General features: G+C 47.0%; 18 protein-coding genes. 4 read left to right on the forward strand and 14 right to left on the reverse strand.

From position 1 onward, the window contains the following. Window positions 1–1,090 (forward strand): winged helix-turn-helix domain-containing protein (locus N836_RS47465; RefSeq protein ID WP_031292102.1); only part of this gene is annotated, 1,090 nt, incomplete at its 5' end. Window positions 1,091–1,092: 2 nt separating this feature from the next. Here the strand turns inward: N836_RS47465 and N836_RS75210 are convergent. Next, window positions 1,093–1,290 carry a hypothetical protein gene (locus N836_RS75210; RefSeq protein ID WP_235071058.1) on the reverse strand — a complete coding sequence of 66 codons (198 nt, stop codon included), beginning with the start codon at window positions 1,288–1,290 and terminating at the stop codon, window positions 1,093–1,095. A 228-nt stretch (window positions 1,291–1,518) separates the two neighbouring features. Between N836_RS75210 and N836_RS47470 the strand changes: the two genes are divergently transcribed. Genes N836_RS47470 through N836_RS47480 form a run of 3 tightly spaced genes read left to right on the forward strand, consistent with a single transcriptional unit; the run spans window position 1,519 to window position 4,371 of the window. Further along, entirely contained in the window at window positions 1,519–2,124 is a 606-nt protein-coding gene (locus N836_RS47470; RefSeq protein WP_023071734.1) for a flavin reductase, read from the forward strand. Then, a complete protein-coding gene (locus tag N836_RS47475; protein ID WP_023071735.1) occupies window positions 2,121–3,302 on the forward strand; it encodes a M20 family metallopeptidase in 1,182 nt (393 codons plus the stop codon). Before N836_RS47470 ends, N836_RS47475 begins: the two co-directional genes overlap by 4 nt. Window positions 3,303–3,339: 37 nt before the next feature. After that, window positions 3,340–4,371: a hypothetical protein gene (locus tag N836_RS47480; RefSeq protein ID WP_023071736.1), complete on the forward strand. Its 1,032-nt coding sequence runs from the start codon at window positions 3,340–3,342 to the stop codon at window positions 4,369–4,371. Between the two features lie 80 nt (window positions 4,372–4,451). Here the strand turns inward: N836_RS47480 and N836_RS47485 are convergent, their stop codons facing one another. From N836_RS47485 to N836_RS73030, 13 genes are all read right to left on the reverse strand, one after another. Continuing rightward, entirely contained in the window at window positions 4,452–5,354 is a 903-nt protein-coding gene (locus N836_RS47485; protein ID WP_023071737.1) for a F0F1 ATP synthase subunit gamma, read from the reverse strand. A gap of 19 nt (window positions 5,355–5,373) precedes the next feature. Beyond that, window positions 5,374–6,909: an alternate F1F0 ATPase, F1 subunit alpha gene (locus tag N836_RS47490; protein ID WP_031292104.1), complete on the reverse strand. Its 1,536-nt coding sequence runs from the start codon at window positions 6,907–6,909 to the stop codon at window positions 5,374–5,376. Window position 6,910: 1 nt separating this feature from the next. Continuing rightward, window positions 6,911–7,699 carry a F0F1 ATP synthase subunit B family protein gene (locus N836_RS47495; RefSeq protein WP_023071739.1) on the reverse strand — a complete coding sequence of 263 codons (789 nt, stop codon included), beginning with the start codon at window positions 7,697–7,699 and terminating at the stop codon, window positions 6,911–6,913. A gap of 3 nt (window positions 7,700–7,702) precedes the next feature. Next, complete coding sequence (locus tag N836_RS47500; RefSeq protein WP_023071740.1) at window positions 7,703–7,981, reverse strand: F0F1 ATP synthase subunit C; 279 nt, start codon at window positions 7,979–7,981, stop codon at window positions 7,703–7,705. Further along, the gene (locus N836_RS47505; RefSeq protein WP_023071741.1) at window positions 7,974–8,699 is read right to left on the reverse strand and encodes a F0F1 ATP synthase subunit A; all 726 of its coding nucleotides are present in this window, start codon (window positions 8,697–8,699) and stop codon (window positions 7,974–7,976) included. Before N836_RS47505 ends, N836_RS47500 begins: the two co-directional genes overlap by 8 nt. A 12-nt stretch (window positions 8,700–8,711) precedes the next feature. After that, window positions 8,712–9,050, reverse strand: coding sequence for an N-ATPase subunit AtpR (locus N836_RS47510; RefSeq protein ID WP_023071742.1), 339 nt, complete (start codon window positions 9,048–9,050; stop codon window positions 8,712–8,714). Between the two features lie 93 nt (window positions 9,051–9,143). Continuing rightward, entirely contained in the window at window positions 9,144–9,443 is a 300-nt protein-coding gene (locus N836_RS47515; protein ID WP_023071744.1) for an AtpZ/AtpI family protein, read from the reverse strand. Between the two features lie 2 nt (window positions 9,444–9,445). Continuing rightward, window positions 9,446–9,832: a F0F1 ATP synthase subunit epsilon gene (locus N836_RS47520; protein WP_023071745.1), complete on the reverse strand. Its 387-nt coding sequence runs from the start codon at window positions 9,830–9,832 to the stop codon at window positions 9,446–9,448. 6 nt (window positions 9,833–9,838) lie between these two features. Further along, entirely contained in the window at window positions 9,839–11,188 is a 1,350-nt protein-coding gene (gene atpD / locus N836_RS47525; RefSeq protein ID WP_023071746.1) for a F0F1 ATP synthase subunit beta, read from the reverse strand. Window positions 11,189–11,193: 5 nt separating this feature from the next. Further along, on the reverse strand, window positions 11,194–11,361 hold the full coding sequence (locus N836_RS76975; RefSeq protein WP_023071747.1) for a hypothetical protein: 168 nt from the start codon (window positions 11,359–11,361) through the stop codon (window positions 11,194–11,196). A 243-nt stretch (window positions 11,362–11,604) separates the two neighbouring features. Beyond that, window positions 11,605–11,985 carry a response regulator gene (locus N836_RS47530; RefSeq protein WP_023071748.1) on the reverse strand — a complete coding sequence of 127 codons (381 nt, stop codon included), beginning with the start codon at window positions 11,983–11,985 and terminating at the stop codon, window positions 11,605–11,607. A gap of 204 nt (window positions 11,986–12,189) precedes the next feature. After that, the gene (locus N836_RS47535) at window positions 12,190–14,019 is read right to left on the reverse strand and encodes a response regulator (protein ID WP_023071749.1); all 1,830 of its coding nucleotides are present in this window, start codon (window positions 14,017–14,019) and stop codon (window positions 12,190–12,192) included. 345 nt (window positions 14,020–14,364) lie between these two features. Then, window positions 14,365–15,453: a universal stress protein gene (locus N836_RS73030; RefSeq protein WP_023071750.1), complete on the reverse strand. Its 1,089-nt coding sequence runs from the start codon at window positions 15,451–15,453 to the stop codon at window positions 14,365–14,367. Window positions 15,454–15,613 lie beyond the last annotated feature (160 nt).

Below are 15,613 nucleotides of genomic sequence, written 5' to 3' on the forward strand. Positions count from 1 at the left end.
CCTCGGGTATGTACAGATCGACACTATATCGGTGGTAGAACGAGCACACCATCATGTCTTCTACTCTAGAGTGCCGAAATTTAAGCCCGCCATGACCAATCAAATGTTGCTCAATGGCGACATTTTTGAGTATTGGGCCCACGCGGCAGCTTTTCTCCCCATTACCGATTTTCGCTTCTCCTTACCCTACAAACACGCCATTAAAAGCGGCCAAACCCATTGGTATAGAAACCGTGATACAAAGCTCATGGGAGAGCTGTTGGCCCGCATCCGTTCAGATGGCCCGATACGAGCCCGAGATATCGAAACGAACACCACAAAACGTGCAGGTTGGTGGGACTGGAAGCCTGCCAAAAAAGCACTCGAACAGTTGTATATGGAGGGCGACCTCATGGTCAGCAACCGTGAAGGTTTCCAGAAAACCTATGACCTGACCGAGCGGGTACTACCATCTCACGTAAATTCACAAATGCCCAGCATGGAAGAATTTGCGGCGCATATTGTCGATCAACAGCTGCGCTGCCATGGTTTGGTTTCACTTAAAGGGCTGACCTACCAGCGTCGCAATGCTGAACTACGTAAGGCTGTAAAAGCTTTAGTAAACGAACGGTTGGCGCAGGGCACTTTAGAACAAGTACAAGTGAGCAGTGGCGAAGTATTTATATTGGAAACGGGGGCGTTGGAACGTCCTCTTCCCCGGTTGAACAGCCGCATGTTGATTCTTTCACCATTCGACAATAGTGTCATTCAGCGAGAACGGCTCAAAGCACTGTTTCAATACGACTACCGGATAGAATGTTATGTACCTGCAGCCAAACGTCAGTATGGCTACTTTTGCCTGCCGCTACTTTACCGCGATGAATTTATTGGGCGGATGGATTGTAAAGCCCATCGAAAAATTAGCCATTTAGAGATCAAATCACTCCATTGGGAACAACATAATTTTGATGAAGATTTAGTCATTGCTGCATTTGTAGACGCTATTACACAATTCTGTCATTTTCAACAATGTGACTCAGTGGCTTTGACTAAAGCTCACCCAAAACATCTAACTCAACGTTTGCACAGTGCGCTCAAACCTCTAGGGTGATATCAAGCCAAACAGGCTAAGAAGTCAATCAGGCCGTTTTTGGCCTTTGCCCGTAGCTTGCCAGGATTCTTCGTCCAGTCGCTGACCAGTTCCACCCAGTCAGAGGCTTCGATCACCCGATAGGTTTTGCCGTCATTTGCTTTGATTTCTGACACCCTATCGGTAAGGGTTTGAGCCGGTATATTCGTATGGTGGCTCATGGTGCGATCCCCCACTTGGCCCGCTAGTTCTGGATACCATCGCCTACAGGTCGTCCACCAGTCGCCATCGAGAGCTTGCGTTCTGACCTGCTATAGCAAATGCGCCCCTTTCGGAGTCCATGGCATGTGAGGAACAATATTACAAGTTATCCTCGCGCCATCTCACCATGAAGAAAGATTCTTACTATAGGAATAGGGTGTCCTTATTGTTGAGCGGAGGTACTTATCGTGACAGCTACTTGCCACACTCCCATTAACTTAGATTTGCAAACACCCATTTGGGAACGGTTTTTCATCGTTTCTCCACTGGTCATTATCGGTACCCGTGAACCTGATGGGAACTGTGATCTGGCTCCTAAACATCGGGCTATACCCCTGGGGGACGGCAACTTTTTTGGGTTTATTTGCACTCCACGTCACCATACCTATCAGAATATTCGACGAGAACAGGCATTTACAGTTAGTTTTTTGAATCCTAGTCAAATTCTGTCGGCAAGTCTGGCTGCGACTCCTCGTGATGCTCATGATCAAAAACCAGCCCTTAATACGTTGCCCACTATCCCGGCAACGGTGATAGAGGGTGAGTTGCTGACTGATATTACCTTAGGTTTAGAATGTGAGCTTTTCAAAATTGTCGATGGCTTTGGTGATAATAGTTTGATTGCTGGCAAAATTGTCGCAGCCCAGGTCAAGGAGGCCGCTTTGCGTACCAATGCCGAAGACGATCAAGATATTTTGCTGCGCTCACCATTGTTGGCCTATTTATCCCCAGGTCGCTACGCCAAAATTGATCATAGCTACTCGTTTCCCTTTCACGTTGGTTCGCATCTATGACTCTGACTCCCATACCTGCTCAGACTGGTCGGTTACTTCTAGATTATTTTTATCAGCACCGCAACACTATGGTTGAAACGGTGCAAGCACTGGCTAAGATAGAGTCTCCTTCTACTGTGCCCGCTTCGCAACAACCGTTACTCGATCGGTTACAGACAGAATTTGAACGGCGGGGGCTACGGGTACGGCGATTGTCAGGTGAGCGTACAGGCGGGCATCTGTTAGCTATCTCTAAGCAGAGTTCTCCGGAACAGCCGAAACAGCTAATGCTGGGACACTGTGATACGGTCTGGCCTTTAGAAACCCTAGCGACTATGCCCATTAAGCGGCACCAGGGTAAACTCTATGGTCCGGGGGTCTATGATATGAAGGCAGGCATCACTATGATGCTGTTTGCTCTAGAAGCACTGCAGGTTTTAGACCTCAAACCACAGGTATTGCCATTAGTATTGCTTAACTCCGATGAGGAGATTGGCAGCTTTGAATCGACCCGCCATGTGAGAAGACTGGCTAAGATTTGCGATCGCACCTTTGTGCTGGAACCCTCTCTAGGTCCCCGTGGTCATCTCAAAACTGCACGCAAGGGGGTGGGGCATTTTACCATTGAAGTCATCGGTCAGGCCGCCCATGCTGGATTAGAACCTGATAAAGGTGCTAGCGCCATTTTGGAACTCTCCTTTATCATCCAAAAACTATTTGACCTCAACGATCCTGAAGCCGGTATCACGGTCAATGTCGGTACCATTGATGGTGGCATTCGCCCCAATGTCATCGCTCCCGTCAGCCGCGCCGAAGTGGATGTGCGGGTGTTGCACCAAAGTGACGTTCATCGTATTGAGCAGGCAATTCTTACCCTGCAGCCCAATACGGTCGGCACTCAGCTAAAAATAAAGGGCAAAATTGGCCGGGCTCCCTTAGAAAAGACTCCCCGCAATCAACAGCTTTGGCAGCTGGCTCAACAAACAGCGACAGATCTGGGGTTTGACTTAGAAGAACGCACCGTAGGCGGTGGCTCAGATGGCAATACCACCAGCTTATATACCGCCACCCTGGATGGCATGGGGGCCGTTGGAGACAGTGCCCATGCCCCCGGTGAATTTATTTACATTGACCCCTTGGTTGAACGCACTGCCCTACTGACACAACTGTTACTCGCTCCTGCCCTGCCTCTCCTCTGAGGCAAGTCCGCTATTAAATCTCCATCAGGAGGCCATTATGGAACGACGATATATATTGGGTGCCCTCACACGCATTAGTGATTTAGACACTGTGCCGTTTACAGTTAGGCACCTGGCTAGAGATAATTGGGCTACTGGTGACTATGTGGTGGGGGAAGTGCTCTCAGCCCATCGACAGCCTGATGCCATTGAACTAACAACGGGTCGCATGGCTCGCGTGATGCCAGGAGACTGGGTTGTAGGTGCCTTTGGCGTGCGCCGCGCGACATTAGAAGCTGTAGGAGATTGGCAATCTATCCAGAAGGATAACCTGATGGAAGATATGACCAATGCCGGTTTCTTTGGTCGGATTACCTCGCAATCGGTGTTAATCGCTCCGCAGCCTGTTTTAAGGTATTGCGGCCATGTGATCCGTGAGGGACATAAGATTTGTATGCAAGATTTTGTTCCTAGGGTAGAGTGGCAATCCTATACGTGTCCCACCATTATGATCATCGGCACCTCTATGTCAGCCGGTAAGACAACAGCAGCACGAGTGATTATCCATTTACTCAAAGAGATGGGGTTACGGGTGATTGGCACAAAGCTGACAGGGGCTGGCCGCTATCGCGATATTCTGTCAATGCATGATGCGGGCGCTGATGCCATCTTTGACTTTGTAGATGCGGGGCTACCCTCTTCTGTGGTACCACCGGAAGAATTTCGGCAGTCCCTACGCCAGCTGCTATCGACAATTATGGCCCAACATCCCGATGTGGTAGTCGCTGAGGCTGGAGCCTCTCCCTTTGAACCTTACAATGGTGCCGTTGTCCTAGAAGAGGTGGCAGATCAAGTTGTATTCACCGTATTATGTGCCTCTGATCCCTATGCTGTCATTGGCGTTAGCCAAAGCTTTGGCATCACTCCCGACATTGTTAGTGGCATTACCACTAATACAACAGCTGGCATTCAGCTAGTGGAAAAATTAGCGAAGGTACCTGCCCTCAGTCTCACAACCGATGAATCTATAAATAGGCTGCGGTCATTACTCAAAAATTGTTTGGCTGAGCACCCATTAGGGATCGCTTAAGTAGTTCGGGAGTATGGGAGATCAGGCTGGTTACCCTTTTTGTAGTAATGCTGAACACATAAAAATACGGTCATAAGCTATCACGGATCTAATGCCTCAAAACCAGAAACAATATCCAGGAGTTCTTCTGTGATAGCATCTTGGCGTTGCTGCTGATAGGCTACTCTAAGGGTTTGTAAACGCTCATCAATATTCTTTTCAGCAACTTGCATGGCTGCCAGACGGCTAGCATTTTCACTTGCCAATGATTCAGCACAGGCCCGATATAGACCACTAAAGAAGTGCTGTTGAAAAATAGCTGTAAATAGACGCTCATAATCCATCATCACCTGGGGCCGACAGCGAGCAGGCCAGGGCTTCTGCTCTAACTGCTTTAGGTAGAGATAGCTCAGGGGAAATAATTGTAATAATGTTGGGGATGACATCATGCCCCCCGTCGGTCGATTATGAAATACCCAAATATGATCAACTTGAGATTTTTGTCGCCAGCTTTCTAACTGCAACACAATTTGCTGTATCAATGGGGTGATTCCCCCTAGTGAACAGGGCACTGATAGACATTGATTGACCTCATATCCAGCTGCAGTCAAACTATCTCCCACACGAGAGCCAACAGCTAAAAATGTGGGGGATTTTAACTCTGCCTCAGACCTAGCCTGAAAGCGATATAATCGTTCCAGACGGCGATTCATAAACTCAACCAGCTGTGGATTAAAACGTCCACACATGCCTTGATCGCTACCAAAGATAACAATGCCTAAACACTGAGGAACTCCGGGTTTTTGGGTACTAAGTACCCCTGGCAAATTAATCATGAGTACTTGCATAGCCATAGCCAAAACCTGACTATGGTCAGCCAAGGAAAGTACAGCATCCTCATATTGATGAATATTGACTACTGCTAGGGATTTCATCATTTTGACAATCGACTGTAAATCATCCGCAGTGCTAATTTTTCGTTGCAGAGATTCTAATGTCTTCATCGGTTCTCTTAGACTAAAGTTATCCAGAAACTAAATGCAGAGACTGTCTGGCTATCTCTAATAATGCTTGACAGTCTTCGTTAGACAGCTTTTCGCCGAGTACAATCCGCTGACATACATCCGGGAGTTGTTGCTCTACTGTTCGACACAGTAACGCTTCTATGTCAGGAATTTTAGCAAGTGGCACTTCATCTAATAAGCCGATATTGGCAGCCAGCAGCAGAGCAATCTGTTGGCTAACGGTGAGTGGATGCTGCTGGTCTTGCCGCAGTACAGCCCTAATCCGACGCCCCCGCACCAGCGATTGTTGGGTCGATTCATCCAACCGGGTACCAAAACGGGCAAAGGATTCTAGTTCTTGAAACTGGGAATACATTAATCGTAAATCCCCTGCTACGGCCCGATAGGCCGATAATTGGGCTTTGCCACCTACACGAGAAACCGACCGACCGACATCCACAGCCGGTAATACTCCCTTTTGAAAGAGTGTGGGTGTGAGATAAATTTGCCCGTCCGTAATTGATACTAAATTAGTCGGAATATAGGCCGATAAGTTTCCAGCTTCGGTTTCTACAATTGGTAACGCTGTCAAAGATCCTCCCCCCAAGTCTGACCGGAGACAGGTAGAGCGCTCCAGCAAGCGAGAGTGAAGATAAAAAATATCGCCGGGAAACGCTTCTCGTCCTGGGGGGCGACGTAACAATAACGAGAGTTCTCGGTAAGCCCGAGCATGGTGGATTAGGTCATCATAGACAATTAAGACATCACGCCCTTTATCCATAAAATATTCGGCCATAGCCGTTGCAGTATAGGGGGTAATATACTGAAGAGCTGGGGTTTCTTCACCACTGGCCACCACCACAATGCAATGGTCCATGGCTCCTTCGTGACGCAGTGTGGCAATGAGCTGGGCGACGGCATCACTCCGCTGGCCAATGGCGCAATAAATGCAGATCACATTATGCTTTTTTTGGTTGAGTATCGTGTCTAAAGCAATGGCAGTTTTGCCGGTCTGACGATCGCCCACAATCAGCTGTCGTTGTCCACGGCCAATTGGTACTAGCGCGTCGATTACCTTAATACCGGTCTGTAGAGGCACACGTACAGGAGCCCGTTCCATAATGGTAGGCGCTGGTCGTTCAATCGGTCGTCGCTCTAATAAAGGTAGGGGTCCACCTTGATCTAACGGTGTCCCAAGCGCGGTCACTACTCGACCTAACAAGCTTTCTCCCACAGATGTATCTAATACCCGACCAGTGCGCTGTACCTGGCTGCCTGCCTTGATGTCCGTATGGTTATTTAGTAACACCACACCGACTTCGTTTGGGTCCAGGTTGAAGGCCAAACCGATAGAGCCATCGGCAAACTTAACTTGTTCTTGCGATCGCACATTTGGTAACCCCACCACCCGTGCAATGCTATTTCCCAAAAAGGTAACTGTGCCAACTTCCCGACAGGTCAACTCCAGAGTAGTTTGTGTTCGCGCTTGGGCAAAGGATGCCAGCGTCTGGTCCAATGCTGTTGTTAGTGAAGTTGATGACTTAGTGTTTTGCATATCATTGCCCAGCTGGTCCACTCGATACTTGCCGATCAACTTGTCGATCTAGCATTTGAGTAAGATTCTGTTCCAGGGTCTCTAAATACCTCGCCAGGTTCCAATCTAAACAATAACCAGGAACATTCAGCTCCAGGCCACATACCAGGGCCGGATTTATGTCGTATTGGATGTGGGAGAACGGTCCAATGGTATGCAGTGCCTCTGTAATTGCTTGCTCTGTCACAGCTGATAAAGGAAAGCTACTATACAGCTGCACTGACGCTGCATCTGTGAGAGCTGTACGGAGCTTGGTACGCTCTACCTCTGGTAGCTGAGCCAGGCGAGCGAGAAAGCGATTAACAATCTGATGCTCCAGAGAAGCATCAGCCAGTTCCGTCAGTACCTGACGCAGGGTTTGGGTAACCTGATAGGTAGTTTGTTGTTGACAAGTCCGCAATACGGTTGCCTTTTCCTGAGCAATCCCTCGGTACCAGCGATCTCTGGCGGCTGCGACTTCATCTTTGGTTCTCTCTAGAAGCGTCAGGCGTTCGTCTTCTAGCTGCGATCGTAGTTCAGCTATGCGCTGTTCTCGATGGGCGGCAAAATCCTGCTGCATCTGTTGTAACCGCTGAGTCTCTTGTTGAGCTAAGGTCTCCCGCTGCTCTGCTCGTTCTAGCTGATCTAGAATGGTCTTTTTGCGCTCCTCCATAGCACGAGTAATTGGCCCATAGAGAAATCGTTGTAACAACCAAACCAAAATTAAAAAGTTAATGATTTGCACTACCACGATGCGGTAATCAATCAGCATGGCCTACCCTCCCAATTGGGTTGTCACGTAAGACCAAAATGGATTGGCAAAAATCAAAATCAGCGTAATCACAAAGCAATAAATTGCAGTGGATTCTACTAATGCCATACCCACAAATAGAGTACGGGTAATGGTATTCGCCTCATCGGGTTGTTGGGCCAGGGCACTGAGAGCTTGGGCCAGGGCACGACCTTCCCCTAACGCAGGAGCGATTGAGCCTACCGCAATAGTTAACCCAGCCACCACGATCGAAGCCATGCCAATAAGCGCAACATTATCCATGAGAAACGTCTCCTGAAGAATTAGATGAATCCGGGGATGAAAGATGGGAAGATGGGGTTTGAACCTCAGTGGCCGAGGCAATAAATACCATGGCCAAAATGGCAAAGATGTAGGCCTGAAGTAACCCAGTTACCAGGGCAAATGCCTGCATGACCACAGGAAAAAATAGCGGGGCAATAGACAGCAAAATCGCCCCGATCATGGTGCCACTCATGACATTGCCAAATAGCCGTACCGACAATGAAATAATACGAGATACATCGCCGATCAGGTTGAACGGTAACATGATCGGCGTAGGTTCTAAATATTGCTGTAGGTAGGCTCGCCATCCCTTCCGGCGGATGCCAAACCATGGTACGGCCCCAAAAACACAGATGGCTAAAGCTACCGTAGTAGAGAGTGAACCAGTGGGTGGTTGATACCCCGGCAAAATGGTGAGTAAATTTGAAGTGGCAATAAAAATAAACAACGATCCGACAAAAGGTAAATAGGGGGCCGGATCTTGCTGACTGATATCTCGAATTTGGTTGGTTACCCCCAGTACTAGCACCTCCAATAGGTTTTGCCCTGGCGAAATCTGCGTTGCTGCTGACAGTTTACGGGTTATCCACCAGGACCCTAAGACCAACAATCCCATCACAAACCAGGTAAACACCAATGTGGCATTAAGAGTAATCGGCCCAAAGTATATCAAGATTTGATCAGGAGTGAGTTTCACAAGCCCAGTTCCTTACTGGTGAGACAATATTTGAGAATCTTTGGTAGGGTAAGTAATTTTCACAGATCGTTCTACAGCTGCTAGCAACCAGACGATCAATAACGTGCGGCTAAACAACACGCCGGCACTCAGTAACAAAATCACCAACAGCGGTGGCATAGCCGTCTGTTTTAATAACCAAACACCACCTCCCAACAATATAGTTAAACGGACTAACCAGCTCACGCCCATCCCTAAGACTGGCTGTCGCCAGTGGCGAAGGCGACGCAGAGTAAACCAAAGACCACCAAAGTAAATACTTCCTAGGCCCAAACCTGCTAAGAAGAACCCTAACCAACCGATAACGCTCATACTAAAATCCTCAGTGCGATCGCATCCTTGCTCACCATCGCTACTACAACCGTAATCTCCACCAACAGGGTCAAGATCATCAGCTCTGACTCATCAATCATGCCGACTCTCCTTGGTCACCCAGTACCAGGCATTCCAACAGCCTAGCCCCAAGCCGAGAACTAACAGCATCAGGGTCCAGGAATATTGCCCCTGGTCACGACGATCTAGCCAGATACCTAAACCAAGACCCATCAGCGTTGGTAATGTGACGGCCCAACCCACCATGCCAAACATGCCCACGGCAAACCATACAGATTTTTGACTATGACGCGCCTTCAGTTTACGATGAGCTTTTTTGCCAATCTTACCTGAAAAAGAATGATTTTCTGGAGGTGGATGAGATGACGGCATATTTACTCCACAGATAAGGCCGTAAATTGACGAGCTAGACTCGATTCCATGCGAGCAATGGCTGTGCGGGCCTGACGCTCTTGTTCATCAATGGCATAAAACTGTTGTGTCACATCCTGTTTTAATACCTCTAAACTTTGTCCCTGAAATGCATTGCGGGTGGAAACGAGTACTTCCGGTCCACATTTAATCAGAATGCCTCCCTCTACGGCTAAAAATGTTTCATCGCCGTTGGTCGTTTGGAAGGTTAGAATGCCAGGCACCAGAGCCGTTAACATATCAATATGACGTGGTAATAGGCAAAAGCTCCCATTGGCTGCTTCAGCCACAACTTTGGTCACGGGCTGGTCGATGAGAATTTGAGTGGGAAGCAGAATTTTGAGATGCATCAGAGCTTAGGGGGTTGGGGCAGAACCAATCATATACAGAGCTTTTTCAGGCACATTGGCAAATTCATCATTAAGGATGCGATCGCACCCATTCAGCGCATCATCCAAAGACACCTGCTGTCCCTGGATACCCGTAAATTGTTCAGTCGTAAAAAACGGCTGAGTCAAGAATCTCTCTAGGCGTCGTGCTCGATAAACCGTTTGTCGCTCAGACTGGGCCAGCTCCTCAATCCCCAGCATGGCAATAATGTCCTTTAAGCCTTCATAATCTGCTAATGTCTGACGAACTGCCTGAGCAATCTCATAGTGACGCTTTCCCACCACTGAAGACATTAAAATTTTTGACCCAGACTGTAGCGGATCAATAGCTGGGTATAATCCCTCACTGGCGCGCCTTCGAGACAATACAATCGAAGCCGACAGATGGGAAAAAATGTGAACTACAGCAGGATCGCTCAAATCATCCGCTGGAACATACACCGCCTGCACCGAAGTAATCGAACCTGTATCAGAACTACAAATCCGCTCCTCTAACGCCGCGACTTCTGTTGCTAGAGTAGGCTGATAACCCACCCGCGAAGGCAACTGTCCCATCAGCCCCGACACCTCCGAACCGGCCTGAATAAACCGGAATACATTATCGATTAACAACAACACATCCTGGTGGGCCTCATCCCGAAAATATTCCGCCATAGTCAAAGCCGTATGCCCGACCCGAAATCGTGCTCCTGGCGGTTCATTCATTTGCCCGAAAACCATGACAGTCTTATCTAAGACCCCCGCTGTCTTCATTTCACGATACAGCTCTTCCCCTTCACGAGAACGCTCACCTACCCCACAAAAAATGCTGACACCTTGATACTGTTTGGCAACATTATTGATTAACTCAGTAATCAATACCGTTTTACCCACCCCAGCTCCTCCAAATAGTCCCGCCTTACCTCCACGTTCTAAGGGGGCCAGTACATCAATGGCTTTAATCCCCGTAGTTAGGATCTGAGTCTGAGTAATCCGCTCATTTAAAGACAACGGCTGTCTATAAATGGAACGAACAGGACCAGAGACCTTTCCTTTCCCATCGATCGGTTTGCCAAAGACATTAAAAACTCGCCCCAATAAACCATCTCCCACAGGGACTTGTATGGGCAAATGTGTCTCTTCTACACCTGTTCCCCGAGCAATGCCATCAGTGGATGTGAGGGCAATTCCTCGTACCGTATGAGCATCTAGATAACTCACCAGCTCAACAGTGCCACGCCCACCGAGAATTACCTGGGTATGTAAGGCAGGCAGTGCATCTGGAAAATGTAGATCGACTACACTGCCTCTGACCGCAATAACAGTTCCAGCTGCCATAGACTTTATGGCTGATCGGTCTCTGGAATATCACCCTCAAAGGGCTGTACCCCCGTATCAGGATAGTTGTCATCACTGGGAGAAAAGAGCCGCTTAGCGGCTTTTAGTACCCAAGCTGTCGATTTTTGGATAGACTCACCAATGGTATTAATCATGGTTTTTACTGTACTCATGATAAAGCTCCTTGAATTAACTTAACCCTGTTTTCCTTACTGCCATAGTTCTAGAACAGTTTGCCGGTTTCTATCAAGCAGTAGTTGATTCAGATAACGCCTAGAAGTATTCCAAAACACTTGAAGTGAGCTTTCCAGATAAACATTGGTTGACACTCCCTAACTGGTCCCTATCGAACTCTTTTTAGAGTACGAGGAAAGTTTGGGGATATTATGAGGAAGGAAAATAAACGGGACTACTATTTACTCGTTCCAACCCAGAAAACCAGATACTTGACTTGCCAAAGTAGTGGGATCAAAGGGTTTACTAATTACCCCCTTCGCACCCAAACGATAAAACTCACGACGATGGGTTGCTTGAGTTTTGGCTGTAAAGAAAATTACAGGAATATCTTTTGTCTCAGGGGATGATTGTAAAATCTCTAATGTTTCCGTACCTCCTTGTTGAGGCATCATAGCATCTAATAAAATAGCATCTGGATGCTGCTTGTGGGCAATCTCTACGCCTTCAATCCCTGATGACGCCGTTAGAACTGTCCAGCCGGTTTCTAATGTTAGTCCTATTTGGGCAACAGTGTGAATATCAGTTTCGTCATCAATGATGAGAATGCATTTATTAGCCACGGAAAATTCTTTCCATTAATGCTCAGAATTCTAGCCTAAGACAACTAGTCCTCAGTAAGCTAATTATCTTATTAAAATAAGCTTAATAACTGATGGAAAGGAGTAAACTGAAATTGAACAGATTGAATCTCGATGGATTCAACTGGACTACCGTGGCCTTGATCTTTATTCCTTAGTGTCATTATCCATAACATGAAGCCCTACTTATGCCTGCACATGTTGCAAGCGACTTAAAATCCGCATCGGCAGCTCTGTCACCATTACAGATTTACTAATAAAATCATTGGCTCCCACCTTGAAGGCATCCTGTTTAGTTGGGATATCTTCATGGACAGTCAAAAATAAGATTGGTAGTTGTTGCCATCGATCATCAGCGCGTAAAACCTGACAAAGTTCTAACCCATTAACCTCGGGCATCTCCACATCTAAAACGAGTAAGTTCGGTTGCACTGTCTCTAGGGCCTGCAATAGCTGAGTCGAATCAGTGAGAGTGGTTAATTGAAACCCCCAAGGAGATAATATCGTTTTCAAAAAGTCCAGTACCTGAATATCATCGTCCACAATCATCACCTTGGCTGCTGTTTGATCCTCTTGAAGTAGCTGTTTCAATGCCTTAATTACCTGTTGCGGTGATGTAGACTTGGGCAAAATTCGATCTACTCCCTGTTGTACCCAGATTAACCGCTGGCGAAAATCCATTACATCAGAAATCACCAACAGTGGCTTATCTCCTATCTCTTTCGCTAAGTGCTCTAAAAAGTCTGTTAATCCAACGTTCGTTGGTTCTACTTCCGGTAGCCATATCACTAAGCCATCGGATGGTTGTTCTTGTAATTTGGGTTTAGCTTGGGATAGGTCAGGGCAAGCTACAATACGCAATCCAGATGCTGCCCCTAACGTTATTAAAGACTGACTAAATTCTGTTCCAGCACCAAGCAGCAGAATCTGAGGTGTACTGGCCATTGCAGCGGAGACAGCTTGTTGACTCCCCCCAGACGCTAGATTCTGCTTCAACCCCTCCACCAAACTGGTCATTTGAAATACCTGTTCATTGTCCAGCGGGACATCAAGCTGTAGCAACTGCTCTAGTTTACGGGCCAGCCGTGATCCCTCTGCAAACCCAAAACACCCTAAGGAACCGGCAAGTTTATGGGCTTGAGAACGCCCTGCATGTTGCAGTTCTGGACTCAACTGACCGTCGCTACCCAAAGCAGCCACAGCCGCTTCTAATACGGTCAGCCGCTCTTGCATCGTGTCTTGATGCATGACCCAAGCTTTTGCGATCGCAGCCTCCATATCTGCTTGGGTCAGTGATTTAGAGTCTGGTACCGGCTTGTTTGCTTCAGACGGTACCATAGCTTCCAAGGCCCTCAAGCGATACCCTAAACCATAGACCGTTTCAATAAAATTCTTAGGCGCTCCGCCAGCCTTCAGCTTTTGCCTGACGCCCTTAATATGAGTCCTCACCGCATCTCCACTGGGTGGATCCTCAAATGCCCAGAGATTGTCAATAATTGCATCTAGACTAAAGACGCGATTAGGGTGACGTATAAAAAGCTCTAGTAGTGCATATTCCTTCGGCGTTACATGAAGTTGATGGTTGCCATAAAAAATCTCAAAGGTTTCTGGAGCGATCGATAGATCCCCCCACTTAAGCGTCGGTGTTGCATCGTGACCATCACGTCTGAGTAGTGCCCGGATCCGGGCACATAGCTCCTCAAAATCAAACGGTTTGACCACATAGTCATCGGCCCCAGCATCTAAAGCCTTGACTTTGTCTTGGCTCTCATCCTTGGCAGTTAACATCAAAATGGGGCAGTTAACATGTTGTTGCCGACAGGTTTTACAGAGGGTGATCCCATCTATATCAGGCAACAACATATCTAGGACTATCAGATCATAGGCAAACAGATCTAAAAATTCCTGGGCCATCTCACCATTACTAGCAATATCAACGGCATAGCGCTGTTTGATGAGACGCGCTGCTAGCGTCTCCATCAAAACCTCGTCATCGTCAATCAGCAATAGGCGCATAACCCTCAGGCTAACTTACTAACTATCCACAGTCACAATTTTACGATAGGCCAAGTCAAGATTCACCTTGAGACCCCACAAAACGCTCAGACTAGCTGTTTAAAGTTATTAATTGCCCATACTCAAGGATTGAAGATGCAAATTGTCAGTGCTGGTTTTATTAAGATTCTATGCTTTTGATTTAGAAATATGGAATAAAAGGTATGTCCTTGCCTATAACAAATCAATTATCTGACCTGTCTGGCTCTGACAAAAACACGGTGGCCCGCCGATGAGCCCGGCTCATCGGCGTAATCCACAACTGCTAAATCCTAATGAATTCCAAGACGTCAAGTTGATGATTTTCTAGGAATTCACCAGCGCCATCTCACGAGATTTTTGGCTGATGTCAGATGATTTTTCCCTTGATGGTTTTGATCGCGTAACTAACACAGAACAGGATGCTCGATGGCTGACATAATAGCTAACACTACCGACCAATAGCTCTTTTAGACCTGATAATCCACGAGAACCTATCACAATGAGATCAGCTTGCCAATCCTTGGCCACCTCACAAATACGTGGCCCTGTCCGCCCTTGCATCACATCGCAGATGGCATCAATCTTTTCATGCTCAATATCTTGAACCTTCATCTGCAGTTGTCGCCACCAGCCGTCAATAAATTTATTCCAGTTACGCTGATACTCCTCCAACAAAAGCCCATTGTGTTGCAGCATATACTGGCTATCGCTCAAAATAGGCTTTTGAGGAATATCATACTCATCCTCATCAATGACATGAACTAGCTTAATTTCAGCACCATGAAGCTTGGCTAAATCAACCGCAGTTGCGATTGCCTGTCCTGTCATATCAGACTTATCCACGGGCACTAAAATATGTTGCAATATGTTTTGCGGATTCGTTTTACTAGCTGAACCAATGGGCTGAGTAGACATCTCCGTCTGTTCCGTCTGTTTACCTGCATGAACAATCAACACAGAACAAGGGGCATGGTGCATCACATAATTACTGACACTCCCCATCCATAATTCACTTATCCCAGAGAAACCACGGCTGCCAACAATAATCAAATCTGCATTCCAGGTTTCAGCAAACTCACATAACTTTGCTCCCGGAGCACCATAAAGTAGACTTCCAGACGTATCAGTATAGGTCTTCTTACTATCAGAAACCTGCTGCCCTAACCAAGACTGAGAGTCATCAACATACTGATTCCAAGCTGTCTGGTAAGATTCTAGCGCTGTGGAATTCATCCCCGGATAGGGATAGCCATTAAAATAGGACCAAACTTGTGGTGCATCTGATTCATGACCAGACAAAACGCAAACTAGCTTGAGTTCAGCCTGATAGCCTTGAGCAAAGGCAAGTGCTTGCTGTAGCGCTTTTAGACTTAAATCAGATTTATCAAGACCAACCACAATTTTATGAATCATTATTTTCCTCCTGCATCTTCCCTATGCACGTGAAGTCAAAAAATATCTGTTGCTAGATATGCCAACCAATTCAACAGAGAATAAAAGCAGCTGATATTTCTATCCCTTCTATCATCTAGTACATCACAATAGATTGAGAAACTTGTGGGGAATAGCCATT

Origin of the sequence: Leptolyngbya sp. Heron Island J, assembly GCF_000482245.1 — a bacterium.
Lineage (GTDB): Bacteria > Cyanobacteriota > Cyanobacteriia > Phormidesmidales > Phormidesmidaceae > Leptothoe.

Coding starts and splice junctions, on each gene's coding strand:
- N836_RS47510 (WP_023071742.1), bottom strand. CDS start 9,050: ATGAGCGTTATCGGTTGGTTAGGGTTCTTCTTAGCAGGTTTGGGCCTA.
- N836_RS47500 (WP_023071740.1), bottom strand. CDS start 7,981: ATGGATAATGTTGCGCTTATTGGCATGGCTTCGATCGTGGTGGCTGGG.
- N836_RS47480 (WP_023071736.1), top strand. CDS start 3,340: ATGGAACGACGATATATATTGGGTGCCCTCACACGCATTAGTGATTTA.
- N836_RS47490 (WP_031292104.1), bottom strand. CDS start 6,909: ATGCAAAACACTAAGTCATCAACTTCACTAACAACAGCATTGGACCAG.
- N836_RS47515 (WP_023071744.1), bottom strand. CDS start 9,443: ATGCCGTCATCTCATCCACCTCCAGAAAATCATTCTTTTTCAGGTAAG.
- N836_RS47495 (WP_023071739.1), bottom strand. CDS start 7,699: ATGCTGATTGATTACCGCATCGTGGTAGTGCAAATCATTAACTTTTTA.
- N836_RS75210 (WP_235071058.1), bottom strand. CDS start 1,290: ATGAGCCACCATACGAATATACCGGCTCAAACCCTTACCGATAGGGTG.
- N836_RS47520 (WP_023071745.1), bottom strand. CDS start 9,832: ATGCATCTCAAAATTCTGCTTCCCACTCAAATTCTCATCGACCAGCCC.
- N836_RS76975 (WP_023071747.1), bottom strand. CDS start 11,361: ATGAGTACAGTAAAAACCATGATTAATACCATTGGTGAGTCTATCCAA.
- N836_RS47485 (WP_023071737.1), bottom strand. CDS start 5,354: ATGAAGACATTAGAATCTCTGCAACGAAAAATTAGCACTGCGGATGAT.
- N836_RS47535 (WP_023071749.1), bottom strand. CDS start 14,019: ATGCGCCTATTGCTGATTGACGATGACGAGGTTTTGATGGAGACGCTA.
- atpD (WP_023071746.1), bottom strand. CDS start 11,188: ATGGCAGCTGGAACTGTTATTGCGGTCAGAGGCAGTGTAGTCGATCTA.
- N836_RS47475 (WP_023071735.1), top strand. CDS start 2,121: ATGACTCTGACTCCCATACCTGCTCAGACTGGTCGGTTACTTCTAGAT.
- N836_RS73030 (WP_023071750.1), bottom strand. CDS start 15,453: ATGATTCATAAAATTGTGGTTGGTCTTGATAAATCTGATTTAAGTCTA.